Source organism: Kribbella monticola (assembly GCF_003261635.1).
In the GTDB taxonomy this organism is placed as follows: Bacteria; Actinomycetota; Actinomycetes; order Propionibacteriales; family Kribbellaceae; genus Kribbella; species Kribbella monticola.
Genome location: NZ_QFXK01000037.1, coordinates 1 through 22898, shown reverse-complemented (window position 1 = coordinate 22898; position 22898 = coordinate 1). Strand labels below are relative to the sequence as shown.

The 22898-nt window shown below is 67.4% G+C and carries 18 protein-coding genes; 7 read left to right on the top strand and 11 right to left on the bottom strand.

Annotated features, from left to right (window positions below):
* The first annotated feature begins 12 nt into the window (after positions 1-12).
* The gene (locus DIZ26_RS29735; protein WP_112247557.1) at positions 13-2601 is read left to right on the top strand and encodes a glycosyl hydrolase; all 2589 of its coding nucleotides are present in this window, start codon (positions 13-15) and stop codon (positions 2599-2601) included.
* Between the two features lie 12 nt (positions 2602-2613).
* Here the strand turns inward: DIZ26_RS29735 and DIZ26_RS29730 are convergent, their stop codons facing one another.
* From DIZ26_RS29730 to DIZ26_RS29705, 6 genes are read right to left on the bottom strand one after another with little or no spacing between them, the layout of a single operon-like run.
* Complete coding sequence (locus tag DIZ26_RS29730) at positions 2614-4134, bottom strand: alpha-N-arabinofuranosidase (RefSeq protein WP_112247555.1); 1521 nt, start codon at positions 4132-4134, stop codon at positions 2614-2616.
* Between the two features lie 10 nt (positions 4135-4144).
* Positions 4145-5422 carry an ROK family transcriptional regulator gene (locus DIZ26_RS29725; protein ID WP_112247552.1) on the bottom strand — a complete coding sequence of 426 codons (1278 nt, stop codon included), beginning with the start codon at positions 5420-5422 and terminating at the stop codon, positions 4145-4147.
* A complete protein-coding gene (locus DIZ26_RS29720) occupies positions 5397-7991 on the bottom strand; it encodes a beta-galactosidase (RefSeq protein ID WP_112247550.1) in 2595 nt (864 codons plus the stop codon). The genes DIZ26_RS29725 and DIZ26_RS29720 overlap by 26 nt, the downstream gene beginning before the upstream one ends.
* Positions 7988-8893 carry a carbohydrate ABC transporter permease gene (locus DIZ26_RS29715; RefSeq protein WP_112247548.1) on the bottom strand — a complete coding sequence of 302 codons (906 nt, stop codon included), beginning with the start codon at positions 8891-8893 and terminating at the stop codon, positions 7988-7990. Before DIZ26_RS29715 ends, DIZ26_RS29720 begins: the two co-directional genes overlap by 4 nt.
* Positions 8893-9774 (bottom strand): carbohydrate ABC transporter permease, encoded by an 882-nt coding sequence (locus DIZ26_RS29710; RefSeq protein ID WP_232828687.1) that lies wholly within the window; start codon positions 9772-9774, stop codon positions 8893-8895. Before DIZ26_RS29710 ends, DIZ26_RS29715 begins: the two co-directional genes overlap by 1 nt.
* Positions 9775-9779: 5 nt before the next feature.
* Positions 9780-11084 (bottom strand): ABC transporter substrate-binding protein, encoded by a 1305-nt coding sequence (locus DIZ26_RS29705; protein WP_112247544.1) that lies wholly within the window; start codon positions 11082-11084, stop codon positions 9780-9782.
* A 269-nt stretch (positions 11085-11353) separates the two neighbouring features.
* Between DIZ26_RS29705 and DIZ26_RS29700 the strand changes: the two genes are divergently transcribed.
* The 4 genes from DIZ26_RS29700 (at position 11354) to yjfF (ending at position 16016) form a co-directional block, all read left to right on the top strand.
* Positions 11354-12337, top strand: coding sequence for an ABC transporter substrate-binding protein (locus DIZ26_RS29700; RefSeq protein ID WP_232828686.1), 984 nt, complete (start codon positions 11354-11356; stop codon positions 12335-12337).
* Between the two features lie 79 nt (positions 12338-12416).
* A complete protein-coding gene (locus tag DIZ26_RS29695; RefSeq protein ID WP_112247542.1) occupies positions 12417-13994 on the top strand; it encodes a sugar ABC transporter ATP-binding protein in 1578 nt (525 codons plus the stop codon).
* Positions 13987-15009, top strand: coding sequence for an ABC transporter permease (locus tag DIZ26_RS29690; RefSeq protein ID WP_112247540.1), 1023 nt, complete (start codon positions 13987-13989; stop codon positions 15007-15009). The genes DIZ26_RS29695 and DIZ26_RS29690 overlap by 8 nt, the downstream gene beginning before the upstream one ends.
* On the top strand, positions 15006-16016 hold the full coding sequence (yjfF, locus tag DIZ26_RS29685) for a galactofuranose ABC transporter, permease protein YjfF (RefSeq protein ID WP_112247538.1): 1011 nt from the start codon (positions 15006-15008) through the stop codon (positions 16014-16016). The genes DIZ26_RS29690 and yjfF overlap by 4 nt, the downstream gene beginning before the upstream one ends.
* Here yjfF and DIZ26_RS29680 read toward each other — a convergent pair whose 3' ends face one another.
* From DIZ26_RS29680 to DIZ26_RS29670, 3 genes are all read right to left on the bottom strand, one after another.
* Positions 16017-17060, bottom strand: a complete 1044-nt coding sequence (locus DIZ26_RS29680; RefSeq protein WP_232828685.1) for a LacI family DNA-binding transcriptional regulator — start codon at positions 17058-17060, stop codon at positions 16017-16019.
* A gap of 95 nt (positions 17061-17155) precedes the next feature.
* The gene (locus tag DIZ26_RS29675) at positions 17156-18094 is read right to left on the bottom strand and encodes a peptidoglycan recognition protein family protein (protein WP_157979847.1); all 939 of its coding nucleotides are present in this window, start codon (positions 18092-18094) and stop codon (positions 17156-17158) included.
* A gap of 147 nt (positions 18095-18241) precedes the next feature.
* Entirely contained in the window at positions 18242-19303 is a 1062-nt protein-coding gene (locus tag DIZ26_RS29670; protein ID WP_112247534.1) for an LLM class flavin-dependent oxidoreductase, read from the bottom strand.
* A gap of 75 nt (positions 19304-19378) precedes the next feature.
* Here DIZ26_RS29670 and DIZ26_RS29665 point away from each other — a divergent pair, with 75 nt between their 5' ends.
* The gene (locus DIZ26_RS29665; RefSeq protein ID WP_112247532.1) at positions 19379-20224 is read left to right on the top strand and encodes an alpha/beta hydrolase family esterase; all 846 of its coding nucleotides are present in this window, start codon (positions 19379-19381) and stop codon (positions 20222-20224) included.
* A gap of 62 nt (positions 20225-20286) precedes the next feature.
* Here the strand turns inward: DIZ26_RS29665 and DIZ26_RS29660 are convergent, their stop codons facing one another.
* Positions 20287-20556: a hypothetical protein gene (locus tag DIZ26_RS29660; RefSeq protein WP_157979846.1), complete on the bottom strand. Its 270-nt coding sequence runs from the start codon at positions 20554-20556 to the stop codon at positions 20287-20289.
* Between the two features lie 201 nt (positions 20557-20757).
* A complete protein-coding gene (gene glnA, locus DIZ26_RS29655; protein WP_112247528.1) occupies positions 20758-22182 on the bottom strand; it encodes a type I glutamate--ammonia ligase in 1425 nt (474 codons plus the stop codon).
* Between the two features lie 189 nt (positions 22183-22371).
* On the opposite strand from glnA, the gene DIZ26_RS29650 reads away from it, so the two are divergent.
* Positions 22372-22836, top strand: a complete 465-nt coding sequence (locus DIZ26_RS29650; protein ID WP_112247526.1) for an RDD family protein — start codon at positions 22372-22374, stop codon at positions 22834-22836.
* The last annotated feature ends 62 nt before the right edge of the window (positions 22837-22898 follow it).

Below are 22898 nucleotides of genomic sequence, written 5' to 3'. Positions count from 1 at the left end.
GGGGGAGTCGTCATGAAACGTCTACGGCTCCGCTCGGCCGCCATCGTCCTGGTCGTCCTGCTCGGATGCCTGGGCACGCCGCCGCCGGTCTTCGCCGCGCCGGCGCTGACACTCTCGACGGTTGCCCTGGGCAACGTGTTCACCGACGGTCAGCAGGTGCAGGTCGGACTCAGTACGAGCGCGGCCTCGGTGAGCTGGACGGTGACCGACGTGAACGGCGCGACGGTGACCAGCGGAAGCCAGGCTGCTGCGAGTACGTTGCAGCTCCCGGTCACCACCCGCGGCTGGTACCAGCTGAGCGTGCAGGCGGCCGACAGCGGTGGAACAACGACAGCCCGGACGACCTTCGCGATCATCAGTCCACTGGGCGCTGCCCCGCAGTCAGGGATCACGACCAGTGTGCTGGGCGACTTCCAGAGCACGTCCGAAGGCTGGAGCTTCTACCCAGGCAGTGAATATCCGGGCGCCACCGGAAGCTTTGCCCAGGACACTTCCGATGGTCATACAGGCGGAAAGTCCGGTCGGCTGACCGGAGACTTCTCCGGTGGTGGCGCCTACGTCAGCGTCAAACGCGCCGTACCGGCGGTCAGCGCCACCAGCTTGAGTTTCTGGGCCCGGACCGCCGGGAACGTGTCCTGGATCAACGTCCGGCTGACCGACTCGACCGGACAGGTGCACCAGCAGCTGGTGAACCTCTCGAGCGCGACGGATTGGCAGGCGCTGGCGGTCGCTCGCTTCAACGGCGGCCGGCAGTACAGCCACTTCGGTGGCGCGAACGACGGGGTGTGGCACGGCCCCGCAAAGGGCGTCGAGCTGGTCCTGGATCGCAACGGAATCACCGGTGGCGGTACGACGGCCGCGATCAGCATCGACGACCTGACGGTCGGAGCATCCGCGGCGCAGCCGAACACGGTGCTCGGCGACTACGAGAGTTCGGCCGAAGGCTGGAGCTTCTACCCGGGCAGCGAGTTTCCAGGCGCCACCGGGAGCTACACGCTCGACGCAACTGACGGACACACCGGGGTCCAGTCCGCCAAGCTGTCCGCCGACTTCTCCGGCGGTGGGAACTACGTGGCGCTACAACGCGAGCTGACCTCGCAGAACCTGTCGTCGCTGACCCTGTGGGTGCGTACCACTCAGCTGTCGTCGATCGGACTGCGACTGACCGATGCCACCGGCCAGGTCCATCAACAACGCCTGCCCTTGTCCGCGACCTCGAACTGGCAGTCGCTGACCGTCTCCCGGTTCGACGCCGGTACGTCGTACCTGCACTTCGGCGGAGCGGACGATGGCATCTGGCACGGTCCCGCCAAGGCCATCTCGCTCACGCTCGACAAGCCACAGATCATCGGTAGCGGGACAACCGCGACCGTCAGCATCGACAGCGTGACGGCCTTGTACCCCGGCGCGCTGCTCGGCGCCGGAACGCACTTCGGTGCGAAGTGGGCGCCGGATCCGCTGCCGCTGGTCGCGCAGTCCGGAGCCCGCACGGTGCGCGACGAGGCCTATTGGTCGGACGCCGAGACGACATGGGGGACCTTCGCCTTCCCGGCCAAGGTGACCAACTACCTGACCACGTTGCAGAACAACTCGATCGATCCGCTGCTCATCGCCGACTACGGCAACTGTCTGTACGACTGCCCGGACCACGCGTTCAACGCGCCGTCCACCGATGCCGGGCGAGCAGCGTTCGCCAACTACGCCGACGCCCTGCTCACGAAGTACCCACAGGTGAAGAACCTCGCGGTGTGGAACGAATGGGACAACAACGCCGCCGGTCCGGCGAACAAGTCACCGGACAGCTATCTCGCCCTGCTGAAGGCGACGTACGCCAAGGTCAAGGCCGGCCATCCGGCGGTCACCGTGGTCGGCGGAGGCGACACCGATGTCACTCAAGTGGCCTGGTTCCAGTCGTTCGCCGCACTCGGAGGCTTGCAGTACCTCGACGTCGTGTCGGTCCATCCGTACAACTTCCTGCACGCGCCCGAGAACCTCGGCACCTACATCGCGCAGCTACGCGCGATCATCCGCCAGTACAACGGCGGCGTCGACAAGCCGATCTGGATCACCGAGGCCGGCTGGCGGACGGCCACCAGCAGCGACTCGGTCGACGAAGCAACCCAGGCGATGTATTTGGCCCGTGCGGAACTGACAACCCTTGGCCACGGCATCCAGCGGTACTACCTGTACGACTTCATGAATGACGGATCCGATCCGGCGGGACTGGAGGACAACTTCGGTCTCATCCACCACAGCTCCGACCCGCTCGGCCCGTACACCCCGAAGCCGTCGTACGTCGCCTATGCGACCGCCGCCCGCCAACTCGCGGGCGCGACCTTCCTCGGAAAGGAGAACCCAGGCAACGGGCTGATCGACCAGGTCTTCTCGGCTGCGGACGGGTCACCGCTGCGCGCCATCTGGGCAGCCACCGGCGCCAATACGACGGTGACGGTGAACGCCGACGGCCCGATCCAGGTCACCAGCCTGTACGGCCTGTCCACCACCTACACCCCGGACGCGGCCGGCAACATCACGGTCACCGTCGGCGTCCGGCCCGTTTACCTCAAAGGCTCCACCATCAACTCCGTCAGCGCTCCCTGAGCCGGCTGATGATCAAAGGTCCAGCTCGACAGTCGCGAAGGAGTGTGGCGGTAGCGTCAGCCGGAGACCTCGGTCGTCAACGGTCACGTCGGTCAACGGCACGGGAACAACTGCCTGCGGATCGCCCGCCGAGTTGTGTGCCTGCAACTTAGGTGCCGTGAGCAACCGTCCGCGATGCCCGCGCACCGCCGCACCCCGCAGATCCAGTACGACGTCCGCCGGCGCACCCGGGTCGAGATTGGTCACCGAGACCAGCGCCCGGCCGTCCCTCACGCTCGCCGAGGCCGAGAGCAGCTCGAGTTCCTTACCGTCCAGCGCGTACGGCGTGGGCCGGTCGACCAGGTGAACCGGTACGGAGGTCGCGTCGTGATGGCCCTTGTTCATCTCGAACACGTGGTACGTCGGGGTGAGCACGAGCCCGCCGCCGGCATCGGTCAGCAGCATCGCCTGCAGGACGTTCACCGTCTGGGCGATGTTGGCCATCACCAGCCGCTCCGCGTGCCGGTGGAAGACGTCGAAATGCAGGCTCGCGACCAATGCATCGCGCAGAGCGTTCTGCTGGTACAGGAAGCCCGGGTTCGTGCCCTTTTCCACATCCCACCAGGTGCCCCACTCGTCGAGCACGAGGCCGATCTTGCGCTTCGGGTCGTAGGCGTCCATCACGGTCGAGTGACCGGTGAGCACGCGGTCGATGTCCTGCGCCTTGATCATGGTCCGGTAGTAGTCGTCGACCTCGAACTCGGTCGCGCTGCCCTTGTGCTCCCACGTCCCGGGCACCGTGTAGTAGTGCACGGAGATGGCCTGGAAGATGTTGCGCGGTTCGCCGCCCAGGGTGCTGATCGACTTCATCAGGGCTTCGGTCCAGGCGAGGTCGTCGTCGGACGCACCGGCCGCGATCCGGTAGAGCTTGTTGCCGTCGTGCTCGCGGCAGAAGGTGGCGTAGCGGCGGGCCAGTTCGACGTACGCGTCGGCGGACAGGTTGCCACCGCAACCCCAGGCCTCGTTGCCGATTCCCCAGAACGGGACCTTCCACGGCTCCTCGCGGCCGTTGGCCTTGCGGAGCCGGACCATCGGGCTGTCGCCGCTGCGGGTCAGGTACTCGACCCAGTCGCTCATCTCCTGGACGGTCCCGCTGCCCACATTGCCGTTCACGTACGCCTCGGCCCCGAGCAGTTCGCACAGCGCCATGAACTCGTGGGTGCCGAAGTGGTTGTTCTCCACGACGTTGCCCCAGTTGGTGTTGACCATGCCGGGCCGCTCGGAGCGCGGGCCGATGCCGTTCATCCAGTGGTACTCGTCGGCGAAGCAGCCGCCGGGCCAGCGCAGGTTGGGGATGTTCAGAGCTCGCAGCGCTTCGACGACGTCGAGCCGGATGCCGCCCTCGTTGGGCAGGTCGGAGGATTCGCCGACGTAGAAGCCGTCGTACACGCAGCGGCCGAGGTGTTCGGCGAAGTGGCCGTAGAGGTGCCGGCTGATGGTCGGACCGGGGACGTCGAGGTCGATCACGACCCGGGCGGCTGAAGAGCTGGACAAGGGGGATCTCCTAGGACTGAGGTCGGGTCCGGCGGCGGGCGATCGGGGCGCTGGCCGGACTGGGCAGGCCGAGCTGGCCGAGGAAGTGCTCCAGAGCGAAGGCCGCCATACCGAGTGCGACCGGGTTGCCGGGGACGCGGGAGACCTCGACGGTGAGGTCCGGCAGCGATCCGGGCAGGACGTGGTCGGGCAGTTCCGCGCGGACGGCCGGAACGAGCCACTCCGCGAGAGCGGTCGAGGTCCAGCCGGTGAGGGTGATGTAGGGGATGTCGAGCAGCGTGACGAGGTCGCCGAGCGCCGCGGCCAGATAGTGCGCCGTACGGCGGGCAAGCTCGGCCAGCACCGGATCGCCGGCAGCCAGGCCGGTGGCGACGGCTTCGATGAAGTCGCGCTGCAGCGGCTGCTGCAGCGCGGGGTGGTCCTTGTCGATCTCTGCGAGCGAGGTCTCGATGCCCTGGACGCCGAGGTAGGCCTCGACGCAGCCGCGGCGGCCGCAACGGCACTCGCGGCCGTCCAGTTGGAGCAGCGTGTGACCCCACTCGCCGGCGTTGTTGTTGGCGCCCCGGATGAGGGCGCCGTCGATGGCGATCCCGGCGCCGACGCCAGTGCCGAGGTTGACGACCGCCATGCTGTCGGCGATGCGGCCGACGCCGAACCACATCTCCGACAACGCAACCGCTTTGAGCGGATTGTCGACGTACACCGGGATCCGCAGCCCCTGCGCGAGCAGTTCCTCGATCTTGACCTCGTGCCAGTCCCAGTTCGGCGCGAAGACCGAGACGCCCGCGCCGGGGCTGACCTGGCCGGGCATGCTGACGCCGACGCCGAGGATTCGATCAACCTCGCCCGCGCCGGTTCCGACGGCCGCCTCACCCGCGCCGGTTCCGACGGCCGCCTCGACTGCCCGGACGATGCCGTCGACCACGTATGCCTGGCTGTTCTCGTGCTCGTCCAGCGTCACCTCGCCGTGGCTGATCGGGGTCAGCGCGATGTCGAACAAGGTCGCGGCGACGTAGGTCTCGGCGACGTCCACCCCGACGATGCGGCCGCGCTCCGGGTCGATCGCCAGCCGCTCGTAGGGTCGTCCCACCGTCCGGCGCTCCAGGGCGGCGATCCGCAGTACGCCCTCGGACAGGAACTCGGTGACCAAAGTGGCCACCGTCGCCGTGCTCAGCCGGGTGTGCCGGGCGATCTCCTGGCGGGTGGACGGACCCAGCTCGAAGAGCGCCCGGAGAACCTCGAACCGGCTCTCGTTGCGAAGGTCACGAGACGTCTGCCGCGGCACCATTTTCCCCTCCGGTCGTCGCTGGGCTCAGCCGTAGCGTACGAAGTACCGGATCGGCGGGGCCCGCGACGCCCCGGAGCAGCAGGGTCAGGCCGGACCACCCGGCCGGGATCCACAAGACGTCGGGGTCACCGCCGGAGAATGCCGGCCGGTCACCGATCCAGATCCGGCCGAGGCACTCGCCGGACGCCCAGCCGGTCACCCGCAGCTGCGAGCCGCCGAACCGGAGCAGCAGCCCTTCGTGATCGGCCGGAAGATCGACGTCGAGCCAGACCTCTTCGCCTGGCGCGAGGCTCAGCGGAAGCTCGGCCTCCGACGTCACGGCATTGCTGGTGGCGAAGGCGGTGAGCAGCTCATCGTCCTGGACAGTGCAGGTCCAATCCATCACTGGTTGCAGGCTGAGCAGCTCTGCGTGCACCCCGGCGCCACTGGGATTGTGCTGCAGGGTGACCGCGATCTTGGTGGTCCCGGCCGGCAGCATCAGCCAAGGGTTCTCTCGATGGACGGTGACCGGCTCGCCGTCGTCCAGGCTGACCGTGATCGGTTGGTCGAGCCCGCCGAAGTGGAGCGCTGACCGGGACGGGAGATCGAGGCGCCGCGAGTAGGTGATCGGTACGCCGACCCGCGTACTGCTCCAGCCGCCGAGCGACCGGATCGGCGCCGGATCGCCGGCCCAGTGACCGTCCACTGTCCACAGGGCATCCAGGTCTTGAACCCTCTCGACCTTCCAGACCGTGCCCAGCCCCCGGAGCGCGCCGAGGCGGAGAGCCGGCAGACGGGCATCGTCGAAGTTGGCATGTCCCCAGATCTCGACCGTCGCGTCGATACCGCAACGGCCTTGCGCAGCCCGTACGTCGACCCGCCGGGTCGCGCCGAAATCGGCGACGGCCGGCTGCGGGTGGCCGTCGATCGACAACTCCACGATGTCGCAGGCGCCGACGACCAGCAGTTCGTCGATGCCGGTCAGGTCCGTCGTCGCCGAGTACGTTCCACGGCCGCGATAGACGCCGAGCGACTCCAGCGCCGGCGGCAGGTCGTGGGTACCGGCCGGCTTCGCAGGGGCTGTCCCTGACCGCCGCCGGACCGTCCGAACCTCGGTCGCCGGTGTGGGAATCTTCCTGTCCTGCACGTGATCCAGCTCGATCGTCCGATCGGGCCGGATCGTCGCAAGGCGCGCTGCGTTCGGGGGAGTCAGCACCACGAGATCGATGCCGTCGACAACTCTGCGCTCGACCCGCCCCGGTGTGGCCGGGATCTCGACCTGGGTGTCTCCGAGCACGACCGTGACAGGAACGGCCGACGAGAACACCAGTACGCCGTCGCCGACCGCGACCAGGTCCGCCGAGGCGAGTCTCAAAGTCGTGTCCTGCAAGGGCAAATCGACCAGCATGAGCGGACACGACCCGGCCGCGACCGCCACGGACACCCCGTTGACGACCGCTTGTCCGGGGGCCTGGTCGAGGTTCGGTACGGCGATCAGCTGGCCACCGCCGTCCAGGTCGAGGGCGGAGATCGACGAACTGGTGGGGAAGTCGGCCGTCACCTCGACACGCGGCACCGTGGCGGTGGCGAGCGCCAGTTGAGACCCGAGGGCCGCGACTACGCGGGCGAGCACCCGCGCCTCGTCGTACTCCGGCCGGGTCGCCCCGGTGGGGGAGACGTAGCCGCCGAAGTCGTAGTCGTGGCTCATGAAGTTGCCGGGGGCGCCCCAGTTGCCGGTGGACGGGGTGAAGCCGAAGTTCCAGCCGGACGCCTGGAGATAGGGCGCGATCAGCGATGCCCCACTTGCCAGGAGCCGACGGAGTGTCCGGTGCCGGCGGTTGGTTTCGGTGATCAGCAGGGGCAGCCCGCGATCGGCGAGCAGCCCGGCGTACCGGCGTACCTCTGCCTCGATGTGCGGCGAGTCGTCGTTCGGGTAGAAGTTGCAGGCGGCAACGACATGGGGGACGTCACCGGTGGCGCCGGCGATGTCGCCCTGCCCGGCGCAGGCGATCAGCGGCACGGTGATGCCGTGGCTGATCGCCTGGTCGCGCAGGGAGGTGAGGTAGCCGGTGCGGTCCTCGCAGTCGAAGAAGTCGAGCTCGTTCTCCAACTGGACCATGACGACCGGCCCGGCCGGATACTGCCGCTCGGCGAGCAGCGGCAGCACCTGGTCGAACCAGGCCGTCACGTGCGCGAGATACCGCGGCTCGTTCTGACGAACCCGTACGCCGGGATCGACGCCCAGCCAGGCCGGCAGGGCGCCGCCGTCCCACTCCGAGCAGATGTACGGGCCCGGCCGGGCGATGACCGACAGGCCCACCTCGTGGGCGAGATCGAGGAACGCGGCGACATCGCGGCGGCCGTCGAACGACCACCGGCCGGGCGCGACCTCGTGGAAGTTCCACGGCAGATAGACGTCGACGCAGGTGTAACCCGAAGTACGGATCTGCTCCAGGCGGGCTCGCCATTGCTCGCGCGGCAGCCGGAAGTAGAACAACGATGCGCAGAGCAACAGCTGGGGCCGGCCGTCGATCCAGATGCCCTGGGCATCGAGTTCGACGCCGGTGCCCAGCGTGACGGACGAAGTCACTTGACCCCCGCACTGCCGCCGCTGATGTCCATCTCGTACAGGTACCGCTGACCGAGGTAGTAGACCAGGATCATCGGCAACGTGAGCAGGATGGACCCGACCATCACCAGGTTCCACGGCGGCGCCTGGAGCGCCTGCGAAGTACTGGTGATGTACTGCACGCCCAGCGCGAGTGGCATCTTCGACTCGTCGTTCAGGTAGATCAACGGGCCCATGAAGTCGCCCCAGGTGGCGGTCAGGGTGAAGATGCCGATCGCGATCAGGACCGGCGCCAGCATCGGCAACATGATCCGGCGGTAGATCCCGAAGAAGCCGAGCCCGTCCACCATCGCGGCCTCGTCGATCTCACTGGGCAGCCGGGAGACGAACTGACGGACCAGGAAGACGTTGAAGGCGTTGGAGAAGAAGTTCGGCACGATCAGCGGGAGATAGGTGTTCACCCAGCCGAGCTCCTTGAACAGCAGGAACTGCGGGATCATCGTGATCTGCGACGGGATCATCATGGTCGCGATGACGACGATGAACAGGGCGTTCTTGCCCGGTGCGCGCAGCCGGGCGAAGGCGTAACCGACCAGGCCGCTGGACAGCACCTGGCCGGCCACGGCACCGGCCGAGATGATCACCGAGTTCAGCAGGAACCGCTGCATCGGCAACTCGGTGCCGAACACCCGGGTGAAGTTCTCCCAGTGGAACTCGCGCGGGATGATCGTGAAGGTGTTCGCGTTCACCGTCTGGTCGCTGGACAACGCGATCGAGATCACGAACACCAGCGGCACGCACAACACCGCCGAGACGATGATGAGCGTCGCATAGCTGAACGGCGTCGAGCGCTTGGCCCGAACGACCCGTTCGGTACTGCGGACGTGCTGCCCGGGGGCGGCGGTGGAAAGAGCGGTAGCCATCACTTCACCTCGGTCTCGTAGAACACCCAGCGCCGCGCGGTCCGGAAGGCGATCAGCGTGAACACCAGGATCACGGCGAACAGCAGCCAGGAGATCGCCGAGGCATATCCCATGTGGTAGAAGGAGAACGCCTCGTTGAACAGCAGCGGCACCATCGTCTGGCTCGCGTTGTCCGGTCCGCCCTTGGTCAGGATGTAGACCTGGGAGAACACCTGGAAGGCGCCGATCAGCCCCATGATCAGGTTGAAGAAGATGATCGGCGTCAGCTGCGGGACGGTGATGCTCCAGAACTGCCGGACCGGGCCGGCGCCGTCCACCTCGGCCGCCTCGTACAACTCACGCGGAATACCTTTCATTGCCGCGAGCAACAGTACGGTCGCGCCGCCGGCGCCCCAGACCGACAGCAGGATCAGCGCGGGTTTCACCCAGACCGATTCCAGCAGCCAGGACGGGCCGGGGATGCCGAACAGCCCGAGCGCGTCGTTCAGCGGGCCGGACGGGGCGAGCACCATCTTGAAGATCATCGCCGTCGCGACCAACGGCACCAGGGTCGGCAGGTAGATGAGGGTCCGGAAGAGCTTGCGCAGCCGCACCCCCTTGTTCAGCAGGTTGGCGAGCCACAGTCCGATCACCAGGCCGAGCGGGACCGAGACCGCCGCGTAGTAGAACGTGTTCCACAACGCTTTCCAGAAGATGGGATCGTCGGTCAGCAGCCGGACGTAGTTGTCCAGCCCGACCCACTTGGGCGCGGTGAAGGAGTCCCAGTCGGTCAGCGAGATGTAGACCGAGGCGATCATCGGACCGAGCAGGAACACCACGAAGCCGATGATCCACGGCGACGCGAACAGGTAGAACCACAGCGCCTCCCGGCGCCGGAGCATCGACATCAGCTCGCGGGCTTGACGATGGACTCGAGCCGCTTCTGGATCGCGGTCAACGAGGTCCGGGCGTCCTTCTTGCCGAGCCAGAAGTCGGCCAGCCCGTCGTCGAACGCCTTCTGCATCTCGTTCCAGGCCGGGATGAACGGGGCCCGGTAGACGAACGCGCTCGACTCGGCGAACACGTTCATGTCCACCGGCTTGGTCATCCAGGCGGGCTTGAGGAACGCGTTGCTCTTCTGCACCTCGATACTGGCCGGCACGTCCTCGCCGGTGGCAATGATCTTCTGCTGTGCCTCGGGCGAGGTGAGGAACTCGATCGCCTTGAACGCGGCCTCGGGGTTCTTCGCGGTCCGCGAGATCGCCAGCCCGCTGCCGAACGCCGTCACGGCCTGCTCCTTGCCACGCCACAGCGGGGCGATGTTCCAGTCGATCTTGGACTTGGCCAGTCCGCTGATACCCCAGAAGCCGGTCGTGTTGACCGCGAGCTTGCCGTTGGCGAAGGCACCGTCGGCGCCGACGTCGGCACCCATGTCGGCGAACTGCTTCGGGGTCGGCACCACACCGTGCTTGAAGACCAGGTCGCCGGTCCACTGCAGCGCCTCGATGACCTCGTCGGTGGCGACGGCGGGCTTGCCGGCGTCGTCGATGATCTTGCCGCCGTTCTGGTAGACGAAGCTCCACCACTGCGCCCACCAGCCACCGCCGCCGTAGCCCCACTGCTTACCTGGGATGGTGAGTTCCTTGAACGCGGACAGCGCGTCGTCCCAGGTCCAGTCCGCGGTCGGCGGCTTGATGCCCTTGGCATCGAACAGGCCCTTGTTGTAGTAGACGATCATCGCGCCGGAGCGGTCCGGGATCGCGTAGACCTTGTCCTGGTAGGAGTAGATCTTCCCGATCGAGCCGAACCGCTGCTCCAGGTCCAGCCCGGCCTTCTTGGCCAGGTCGTCCAGCGGCATGATCTGGTTCTTGCTCGAGTAGACGTTGACGTTCTCGGCCACCTGCATGATGTCCGGGCCCTTGCCGCCCGCGATCATCGTCTGCACCTTCTGCGCGTACCCGTCGCCGGGGATCAGCTGGAGCTTGACCTTCAGCTCCGGGAACTTCTTCACCAGCGCGTCGATCCGCTGCTGGTACGTCGTCTTGTCGGTGTCGCCGCCCCACACGGTCATCACCAGGTCGGCGGCGCCACCGCCGCCACCGCTCGACTTCTTGTCACTGTCCGAGCCGCACGCGGTGAGGGTGATGATGCCCGCGGCGACTCCCATCCCGAGAAATCCCCGCCGCGTGAGGTCAGTCCTGTCGATCGCCATCGCGCTGTCTCCTTGCCTCGTGAACCGTCCGGCAGACGGTCCGGGAGGGCCGCTTCGGGGTTCGAATGCGGGTTAAGTTAACCCTCAGAATAATTCTGGGCAAGACCTCGGAAAGCGCTGGTCCGAACTGTGACCGTTGGTTGCACGCCTGGCTGAGGCGGAAATCGTGAACGCTAACAATCTGGCGTCGGAGGTGTTGACGTACCGAAAGTTAACGCTAACATTCAGCCCAATCGGTCCCGGACCGGTACGACAAGGGAGGCGCTGTAGTGAAGAGACTGGTGGCGGTTGCGACGAGCCTGGTGCTCGCCGGCAGCCTGGTGGCTTGCGGAGGTGACAAGCCCAAGCCGAGTGCGTCCAGCGACAGCATCACGATGGGCTTCGCCCAGGTCGGCGCCGAGAGTGGCTGGCGGACGGCCAACACGAAGTCGATCCAGGAGACCGCCAAGACGGCGGGGATCGAGCTGAAGTTCTCCGACGCCCAGCAGAAGCAGGAGAACCAGATCAAGTCGATCCGGTCCTTCATCCAGCAGAAGGTGGACGTGATCGCCTTCTCGCCGGTGGTCGAGACCGGCTGGGACACCGTGCTGATGGAGGCCAAGCGGGCCAACATCCCGGTCATCCTCACCGACCGTGCGGTCGACTCCAAGGACACCTCGCTGTACAAGACCTTCCTCGGCTCCGACTTCGTTGTCGAGGGCACCAAGGCCGGCGAGTGGCTGGTCAAGGAAGGCGATGCCGCCGACCTGAACAAGGACGGCAGCATCAAGGTCGTCGAGCTGCAGGGGACGACGGGCGCGGCGCCGGCCATCGACCGCAAGAAGGGCTTCGAGGACGCCATGAAGGCGAACCCGAAGATCACCATCGCGGCCTCGCAGACCGGTGACTTCACCCGTGACGGCGGCAAGAAGGTGATGGAGTCGTTCCTGAAGTCGCAGAAGAACATCGACGTGGTGTTCGCTCACAACGACGACATGGGGCTCGGCGCCATCGAGGCGATCGAGGCGGCCGGTCTGAAGCCGGGCAAGGACATCCAGATCATCAGCATCGACGCGGTGAAGGACGGGATGACCGCGCTCGCGGCCGGCAAGATCAACTACATCGTCGAATGCAACCCGCTGCTCGGCCCACAACTGATGGACCTGGCGAAGAAGGTCGTGGCCGGTGAGTCGGTGCCCGAGCGGGTGCTGACCAAGGAGACGGTGTTCGACCAAGCGGCCGCCAAGGCGGCGCTGCCCTCGCGGCAGTACTGATCCAGCTCCATCGCCCAGCTGCCCGCGAGGCCGGTCCCTGCCCGGCCTCGCGGGCGATCACGCACTTGAAGGACTCTCGATGACTCAGGTGACCACTTCGATCCCGCCACCGGCCGTCGGTACGCCGGTCGTCGAGATGCGTGGGATCTCCATCAGCTTTCCCGGCGTCAAGGCGCTGGCCGACGTCGACTTCCGGCTGCTGCCGGGCGAGGTGCACGCCCTGATGGGTGAGAACGGCGCCGGGAAGTCGACCTTGATCAAGGCCCTGACCGGCGTCTACACGATCGACGAGGGCACCGTGACGGTGGCCGGCACCGACCACCGGTTCACCTCGCCGGCGGACTCGCAGGCTGCCGGGATCAGCACGGTCTACCAGGAAGTCAACCTCTGCACGAACCTGACGGTCGCGGAGAACATGCTGCTCGGCCGCGAACCGCACCGGTTCGGCCGGATCGACGTCAAGGCGATGAACCGCCGCGCCCGCTCCGTCCTGGACCGGCTCGGTCTGTCGATCGATCCCGGCTCGTCGCTCGGCGAGCACTCGATCGCGATCCAGCAACTCGTGGCTATCGGCCGCGCGCTCGACATCGACGCCCGGGTCCTGATCCTCGACGAGCCCACCTCCAGCCTGGACGCCGACGAGGTGGCCAAACTGTTCGCGGTGATGAGCGATCTGCGCGACCAGGGCGTGGCGATCCTGTTCGTCTCGCACTTCCTGGACCAGGTCTTCGAGATCTCCGACCGGATGACGGTACTGCGGAACGGGAAGCTCGTCGGTGAGTACCTGACCCGCGACACCACCCAACTCACTCTGGTCGAGGCCATGATCGGTCGCGAACTCGAAACGCTCGACCGGCTCGAGCACCAGGCGCCGACCGCGGCGCCGGACGAGGCACGCGTCCCACTCCTGCAGGTACTGGGACTCAGCCGCAAGGGAAGTCTGCAGGCGGTCGACCTGGAGATCTACGACGGCGAGGTGATCGGTGTCGCGGGTCTGCTGGGCTCCGGCCGCACCGAGCTCGCCCGGCTGCTGTTCGGTGCGGACACCGCGGACGCCGGCACGATCGACGTACGGGGGTCCCGGCGGCGGTTCCGTACGCCGCGCAGTGCCATCGGCGCGAAGATCGCGTTCTCGAGTGAGAACCGCCGGGCCGAGGGCGTGGTCGAGGACCTGACCATCGCCGACAACATGCTGCTGACGCTGCAGGCCGCGCGCGGCTGGCTGCGCCCGGTGCCGCAGCGAACCCGTGACCGCCTGGTCGAGGAGTACATCAAGGCGCTCGACATCCGGCCACCGGACCCCGCGGCCCTGATGCGCAACCTGTCCGGCGGCAACCAGCAGAAGGTGCTGCTGGCTCGCTGGCTGATCACCCAGCCCGAGTTGCTGATCCTGGACGAACCGACCCGCGGGATCGACATCGGCGCCAAGACCCAGATCCAGCAACTGGTCGCGAAACTCGCCGACGAGGGCATGTCGGTGGTCTTCATCTCGACCGAACTCGAAGAGGTTCTCCGGCTCAGCGACCGCGTCGTGGTGATGCGGGACCGGGCCAAGATCGCGGACCGGTTCAACGACGAAAGCGTCACCGTGGCAGGGATCCTGGCGACCATCGCCGCCGGTGGTGCCGAGTTGAAGGAGGAGGACTCCGATGCGTGAACTCGTCCGGCGGCCGTTGTTCTGGTCGACGCTCGCACTGTTGTTGCTGATAGCCCTGAACACAGCCGTCACCCCGTCCTTCCTGTCGGTGCGGCTCCAGGACGGTCATCTGTACGGCAGCCTGATCGACATCCTGCGCAACGGTGCGCCGGTCCTGCTGGTGGCGCTGGGAATGACCCTGGTGATCGCCACCCGCGGTATCGATCTGTCGGTCGGCGCTGTCGCCGCGATCGCCGGCGCCGTGGCGTGTGTGTACATCGCGGGCTCCGATCGGCCGGCCGCTACCTCGACCGTGGTCAGCGCCGTCGCGCTCGCGGTCGGCGTCTGCATTCTGCTCGGGCTCTGGAACGGCTTCCTGGTCTCGGTGTTCGGGATCCAGCCGATCATCGCCACCCTCGTCCTGATGACCGCCGGCCGCGGCCTCGCGATGCTGATCACCGACGGCCAGATCACCACCGTGGTCAACCCGGCGTTCAAGGTGCTGGGCGCGGGATTCGTGGCCACCTTGCCGGTGGCGATCCTGATCGCACTCGCGGTCTTCGCGGTCACCGCGGTACTGGCCCGGCGTACGGCGCTCGGCATGCTGATCGAGTCGGTCGGCATCAACCCGGAGGCCAGCCGGCTCGCCGGCGTCCGGGCGAGGACGATCACCTGGACGGTCTACGTGTTCTGCGCCTTCTGTGCCGGGGTCGCCGGGCTGATGATCGCGTCGAACACGAGCGCGGCCGACGCGAACAACGCCGGTCTGTGGATCGAGCTGGACGCGATCCTGGCCGTCGTTATCGGCGGCACTTCGCTGGCCGGCGGCAAGTTCTCGCTGCTCGGCACGCTGGTCGGCGCGATGTTCATCCAGACGCTGGCCACCACGATTCCCACCATCGGCATTCCGGCCGAGGCCAACTACCTGTTCAAGGCGGTCGTGGTGATCGCGGTTTGTCTGCTGCAGTCTCCCAGGGTCCGTGCGGCGTTCCGCAGCCGTCGTCCCGTCTCCACCGTGAAGGCCGGTGCCGCATGACCACCTCGACTTCGGTGACCGTGTCACCGACTTTTCTCGATCGCGTACGCGGGTACAGCCCGCCGCGGCGGTACCTGCCGGTGGCCGCGACGGTCGCGCTGCTGATCGGCATGTTCGGCGCGGGATCCCTGCGCTACCAGGGTTTCGCGGATCCTCAGGTCGTACTGAACCTGTTCGTGGACAACGCGTTCCTGCTGGTGCTGGGCGTCGGGATGACGTTCGTGATCCTTACCGGCGGTATCGACCTGAGCGTCGGGTCCGTCGTCGCGCTGTCGACCATGATCGCGGCGTCGACGCTGCAGGCGGGTTGGCCTGCAATCGCGACGATCATCGCCGTACTGGTCTCAGGGACCCTGCTCGGGACCTTGATGGGCTTGGTGATCCACTACTTCGAGGTGCAGCCGTTCATAGCCTCGCTGGCCGTGATGTTCCTGGCGCGCGGGCTGTGCTATCTGATCAGTGTCGAGTCGATCCCGATCCGGGAAGCCGGCTTCACGGCCTTCGCTCAGGGGTCCGTGCCGCTGCCGGGTGGGTACCACGTCACGCCGAGCGTCGTCGTTGCCGTCGTTGTGTTCGCGATCGGTGCCTGGGTGCTGCACATGACCCGGTTCGGTCGCACTGTCTATGCCGTGGGCGGTAGTGAGAGCTCGGCCCACCTGATGGGCTTGCGGGTCGCGCTCGTCAAGGTTGGCGTCTACACGATCAGTGGACTGTGCTCTGCGCTGGCCGGGTTGCTGTTCGCGGCGTACACGCTGTCGGGCTACAGCCTGCACGCGGTGGGGATGGAGCTCGATGCGATCGCGGCTGTCGTCATCGGCGGGACGCTGCTGACGGGTGGCCGCGGGCTGTTGCTGGGCACGATGTTCGGCGTACTGCTGCTCGGTACGATCCAGACGTTCATCTCGTTCGACGGGACGTTGAGTTCCTGGTGGACGAAGATCTCGATCGGGACGCTGCTGCTGATCTTCGTGGTGATCCAGCGGTTGCTGACCCGGCGGCAGAACTGATCAGCGCGGGCTGGTGCTTTGCCGGACGATCAACTCGGCAGCGATCCGTTCGCTGCCGGGTCGTCCGGTGCCGCTCATCTGCTCGGACAACAGGGCGAAGGTCCGCCGCCCGACAGCGGTGAAGTCCTGCCGGACCGTCGTCAGCGGCGGGTTGAAGAACTCGGCCTCCGGGATGTCGTCGAAGCCGACGACATGGAAGTCCGCCGGAGCGCTGATCCCGGCCTCGGTGAACGCTCGCAGCAGACCGAGCGCCATCTGGTCGTTGGCGACGAAGACCGCGCCCAGGTCGCGCTTGGCGGCCAGCGTCCGGCCGGCCTCGTACCCCGAGCGGGGGCTCCAGTCGCCCCGGATCAACCGTGGCGGACGGGCACCGTGAGCCTTGAGCGTCTCGCGCCAGCCGCGCTCACGCTCGGAGGCCTCGAGCCAGTCGGCCGGGCCGGCGACATGCCAGACGGTTTCGTGGCCGAGCGACAGCAGATGTTCGGTGGCGAGCCGGGCGCCGTCGTACTGGTCGACCGCGACCGCCGGGGTCGGGCCGGCCGCGCCGCCGACGGCGACGAGCGGGATGTCGTGGGGTGCGAACTCCAGGGCCTCGGCCGTCGCGACGTGGGGAGCGATGACGACGATGCCCTCGACGCCCTGGCGCTGCAGGGTTTCGACGGCCTCGGCGATCGAGCCTCGGCCCGGTTGGCCCACGCTCGCGACGGTGATCGCGAAGCCGGCGTCGCGGGCGGCGCACTCGATCCCGTACAGCGTGCTGGCCGGTCCGTAGAGGGTGGAGTCCATCGTCACTACGCCGAGCGTCCCGGTTCGGCCGGTGACGAGGGCGCGGGCGGCGGTGTTCGGGCGGTATCCGAGCGTCTCGATCGCGGCCCGGACCCGCTCGCGGGTGGACGGCCGGACGACCTCGCTGTCGTTGATCACCCGGGACACCGTCATGTGCGACACCCCGGCCAGCGCGGCGACGTCGGTCAGGCTCGGCGCACGCCGCGCGGACGACGTCGTAGCTTCGGGCACCTGCTCGATCTCTGAACCGTTGGGCACGGTCTCACCTCCGCCTCGTCTCGTCGGTTGGATTCTGTCATCCGAGGAGAAGGTGTGCCCGGGCGCGGTCCGGCGCGCCCGGGATGCGTTCTGGTTCAGCCGGCGCGGGAGCCGGCCGGTTCGTCGCGGTCGACCGGGTCGGCCGGGTCGCTGGGGTCGGCTGGATCGCTCGGGTCGGCCGGGTCGCTCGGGTCGGCCGGGTCGCTGGGGTCGGTCGGCGTACCGGGGAGTGGTTCCAGGACGGCGTTGGGGAGGGCCTTCATGATGGCGTCGAAGCGGCGGAGGTAATCGGCGTACCGGCCGGCCTCCTGGTTGATCAGGCCCTGCACGCGGGCGGCCAGGTCGGCGTACCGCTGTGCCTCCGCGGCCTCGAACCTCCTCAGCTCGGCCAGTACCTCGTCTGCGTTCGCCATGTCGTCTCCAGGTCCGGCCTTCAGTACTGCGGCCAGGTCGGTGCGGAATTTGTTCATCAAGCAGTGGCCCGGGTCGTCCTTGCGCCGGGTGTGTTCCTTATGGCCGATCACGGACAGCGCGGACCAGCCGTAGAAGTCGCAGATCGCAGCCGCGTGCAACAGCGCAGTACGGTAGGCGGCCGCGCTCATCGCGCGCGAACCGTCGTACCGGATCTCGTTGCCGTAGTAGTAGTCGTTGCCGTCGACGTTGTCCGGCCCGGGACGCAGCTCGGCGGCGTACCCGTTGTAGTTCTGGGCGCTCACGTGGTTGAGCGTCGTCAGCGACCCCGAGCCGGCGTGGTTGGCCCGGCCGATCGCGCCGAGGTGCAGGTCGCCGTCCAGGTCGGTCGACACGTGGCACAGCGGTCCGGGGATGCCGTCTTCTGGGCGGCCGCGGACGAAGAGGAAGTACAGGTAGTCGTCGGTCTGCGAACTGCTGCCGGTGTGATGGATGACGATGCCGCGCGCGTCCTTGATCCCACCCGGTCGCCCGCGCGTCCGCCAGCCCGGGTACTCGCGAACCTTCACACCCCACTTCCGCAACGCCGCCAGCGTCTGATCAGCCGTCATCGGCCTGGCCAAGACAACTCCTCACATCGATGATCCCCACCCCAGCAGGTAGCGCGGAGTGTGCTTCCCCCTACTCCGGGTGATTACCGCAATCCCCCCGCGCTAAACCTCCCGCCCGCGAGAACCTACCCACCCCCCAGCCCCAAGTCGAGGGATCGCTCAGATGAGGTGGGGGAGGAGTCGGTCGCCGATGTGGGTGATCTCTTTTCGGTAGGGGGTGTCGGAGAGGATGAAGTGGGTGACGCCCAGGTCGGCGTACTTGCGGAGGGACTTGGCGACGTCTTCGGGCGAGCCGACCAGCCAGGTGGTGCCGGCGCCGCCACCGCCGTACTTGCCGGGGGTGGTGTAGAGGTTCTCGTCGAGGACCTCGCCTTGTTCGGCGAGGGCGAGGAGGCGTTGCTGGCCGACGGCCTTGAAGCGCCGCGAGTGCTGGGCGAGGGCGTCCTGCGCACCGGCCATCTTCTCGACCTTCGCCTCGGCATCGGCCCAGGCCTGCTCGGTGGTGTCGCGGATCAAGGTGGTGATCCGCAGGCCGAACTCGAGTGGCGCGTGCTCGCGGCCGAGTTCGGTCTGCAAGGTCTTCAGCCGGTCGATGCGTTCGGCGATGCCGTCGCGGGGCTCGCCCCAGAAGAGTTGTACGTCGGCGTCGGTGGCGGAGACCCGTTCGGCAGAGGGGGAGGCGCCACCGAAGTACAGGCGTGGGTGTGGTCGTCCCTCGCGTTGGACCGGGCGGGTCGCGACGGTGGATCCCTCGACGGCGAAGTACTCGCCGGTGAAGGTGACGTTCTCCTCGGTCCAGAGCCGCCGGACGAGCTGCAGGAACTCCTTGGTGCGCGCGTAGCGCTGCGCCTGGTCGCCTTCGGCATCGCCGTACGCCGCGAGGTTGTCCTGCCCGGACACGATGTTGATCAGCAACCGGCCGCCGGACAGTTCGTCCAGCGTGCTCGACGCCGACGCGAAATGGGCCGGCTGCCAGTACCCCGGCCGGATCGCCACGAGCGGCTGAAACGTCGTCGTCCTCGCAGCCAGCGCCGTCGCCACCGTCAACGTATCCGGCCGGCCCCACCCCGTCCCCAGCAGCGCCCCACCCCACCCGTGCTCCTCGGTCAACCGAGCCAACTCGGTCAACCGATCGAGGCTGTTGTGCCCTGGTACGGCGTCATCTCCCCGGTGCCCGGGCTCGACCTGATTGGGGATGTACCACAGGAATTCTCGGCTCATGAAAAGCAAGTTTATTTCAATCGAATTACTAGACATTGATCGTCTCAGAACCCATGACAGTGGCACAGTCGGGGTATGGCGGACGTGGTCGAAGGGGAACTGTCGATCGGTGGGCTGGTGCGGACCTTCACGATCCGGCTGCCTCGCGTTGACTCGAGTGCGAGGCCACTCGTTCTGGTGCTGCACGGCAACCATCCCCAAGCGGGTGGCTGGATGATGCGCGATTGGACCACGTTCGACCGCGAGGTGGATGCGCGCGGCTGGGTCGTCGCGTATCCGGACGGCCACGGCGGCTCCTGGGCCGACGGTCGAGGTGTCACGAGCGCGGACGAGGCCGGCGTGGACGACGTCGCGTTCTTGCGGGCGCTGATCGACCACGCCGCCTCGCTCTACGGCACGACGCCCGATCTGACCGTTGTCGCGGGAGCTTCCAACGGCGCCTTCATGGCCCACCGGCTCGCGCTGACCTCCGGCGACCGGGTAGCCGTGCTGGCAGCCGTAGCGGGAACCCTCCCCGCCTCGCTCAGCCACCTGCGACCGGCGTACGCCGTGTCGGCACTGCTCATCCACGGCGACGCGGATCAGCTCGCGCCCATCGGCGGCGGCTACTCCCGTCGCCGCGGCCCGAACGGCGAACTCCGCGGCCGCACCTTGTCGCTCGAGGAGACAGCGGACCACTACCGCACGATCGACCGCTGCCCACCCGGCCGGGCAGATGGCACGCGGGCGACATTCACCGGCGGCGTCGGCGGCACCCAGGTCGCCGCCTGGACCGTCCCCGGCGGCGGCCACTCCTGGCCCGGCGCCCCCACGAATCCTGACCACCCTGAACCAACCAGCACCGACTTCGACGCCGCAGCAGAGATTTGCCGCTTCGCCGCCCCACTCCTCTTACCGGCCGACGCCCGCCGGCTCAGCTGAAACGAGCCCACCTCAGGCGGCAACCAGTGGGCGGTTGTCGTCGCGAAAGGCCGCCTTGGCAACTACTCCGGCTTGCGTCCGAACACTCGCTTGGCGACGGAGCCGGTGCCGATAGCCGCGAACAGAGCGACGAAGATGCCCGAGGGGATGGTGCTGAAGCTCGAATCGACGCTGTGGAAGGTCGCGTTGCCTCCATAAACACCGACCAACAGCACGGCCACCCACATCGCGACGATCGCCAGCGTGGCCCACATCTCGCGAACAAGGATCCGTGAAGTCCAGTCTCCACGAGGGGACCGGGCTGCAGACTGATCTTGCAGCGTTGTACTCATGACTGCCTCCTAAGGGTCCACTCCTAGCCTGATCCGGTTGCCGAACCCGCCGCAGAGCCGGAAGTCAGGCATTCCGTAGGCAGAAAGACCTAAGCGCCCTGGCGACGCAGAACGGCGGCTGACGATGAGCAACGTCGAGAGAACGTTGCCCAGGTCAGCCGCCGTTCAGCGGACTACGTGCAGGTCAGGAACCTGCGTCGATCACACGTCGTAGTAGAGCTCGAACTCGTGCGGGTGGGGGCGGAGCTGGATCGGGGCGATCTCGTTCTCGCGCTTGAAGTCGACCCAGGTCTCGATCAGGTCGGCGGTGAACACGTCGCCCTCGAGGAGGAAGTCGTGGTCGGCCTCGAGCGAGTCGATCACGGCCGGCAGCGAGGTCGGCACCTGGGCGACCGACGCGTGCTCCTCCGGCGGCAGCTCGTACAGGTCCTTGTCGATCGGGTCCGCGGGCTCGATCTTGTTGCGGATACCGTCCAGGCCGGCCAGCAGCTGGGCCGAGAAGGCCAGGTACGGGTTCGACGACGGGTCGGGGCAGCGGAACTCGATCCGCTTGGCCTTCGGGTTCGAACCGGTGATCGGGATCCGGATGCAGGCCGACCGGTTGCGCTGGGAGTAGACCAGGTTGACCGGCGCCTCGAAGCCCGGCACCAGGCGGTGGTAGGAGTTCACCGTCGGGTTGGTGAACGCCAGCAGCGACGGGGCGTGCTTCAGGATGCCGCCGATGTACCAGCGGGCGATGTCGGACAGGCCGCCGTACCCGGACTCGTCGTAGAACAGCGGGTTGCCGTCGCTCCACAGCGACTGGTGGCAGTGCATGCCCGAGCCGTTGTCGCCGAAGATCGGCTTCGGCATGAAGGTCGCGGTCTTGCCGGCGTCCCAGGCGGTGTTCTTGACGATGTACTTGAACTTCATCAGGTCGTCGGCCGCGGTCAGCAGCGTGTCGAAGCGGTAGTTGATCTCCGCCTGCCCCGCCGTACCGACCTCGTGGTGTGCCCGCTCGACGGTCAGGCCGCTGGTCTCGAGGTGCTTGGTGATGTCGTTGCGCAGGTCGGCGAAGTGGTCGACCGGCGGCGCGGGGAAGTAGCCACCCTTGTAGCGGACCTTGTAGCCACGGTTACCACCCTCCTCGACCCGGCCGGTGTTCCAGGCGCCGGCCACGGAGTCGATGTGGTAGTAGCTCTCGTTCTGCTTGGTCTCGAACCGTACGTCGTCGAAGACGTAGAACTCGGCCTCGGGCGCGAAGAAGGCGGTGTCGGCGATGCCGGTCGACTTCAGGTACTCCTGCGCCTTGCGGGCGATGTTGCGCGGGTCCCGGCTGTAGGCCTCGCCGGTGAGCGGGTCGTGCACGAAGAAGTTGACGATCAGCGTCTTGTCCCGGCGGAACGGGTCGACGTAGGCCGTGGTCGGGTCGGGCAGCAGTGACATGTCCGACTCGTGGATCTGCTGGAAGCCGCGGATCGACGAACCGTCGAACTGCAGGCCGTCCTCGAAGACCTCGGGACCGAATGACGACACCGGGACGGTGAAGTGCTGCATGATGCCCGGCAGGTCACAGAACCGGACGTCGATGAATGCGACGCCCTCGTCCTTGACGTAGGCGAGCAGCTCCTCAGCGCTGGAAAACATACGTACTCCTCGGGGTGGCTCAGAGATTGTTCTGAACGTAGGCCCTGCCGATTACTCGGCCGTGACCCCAATGTTTCGCGGATGTTACGTCCAGCGTGGTCCGCGCTGACCCACTGGTGACGGCTGCGGGGTGGTGAGATCCCCCGGCCGCACATTTAGTGCTCGTCTGGCGAGCACTAGGCTTGCATCATGGCATCATCTGCGCAATCCGGGGCAGGACCCACCGAGGAGTTCCGCTATCCGGGCAGCCGGCTCGGATTGCCCGAGGCCGGATCGGGCTCGGTGGCGGGTTGGGGACGCAGAGTGGTCGCCCTGTTCGTCGACTGGCTGATCGCCGGTTTGATCGCCTCCGCGGTGACCGGCAAACCGATCTGGGCCGGAGGCAACGATTTCAACACCGCGCAGCTGGTCACTTTCTTTGCGATGTCAGCGATCCTGTCCGGCCTGGGTGGCGGCACGATCGGTCACCGGCTGCTCGGGCTCCGCGTGATCCGGACGAAGCCCGCCGGCACCGGGTACGCCGCGCAGGTCGGCCTGCTCGGCGGGGCGATCCGGGCCTTCCTGCTCTGCCTGGTCATCCCCGCCGTCGTCTACGACCGCGACCGCCGCGGCCTGCACGACAAGGCCGCCGGCACCATCGTCGTACGCCGCTAGCCGCCTACCCCACGCCCCCGCCTCACCCCGCGCCCCCGCCTCACCCCGCGCCCCCGCCTCAC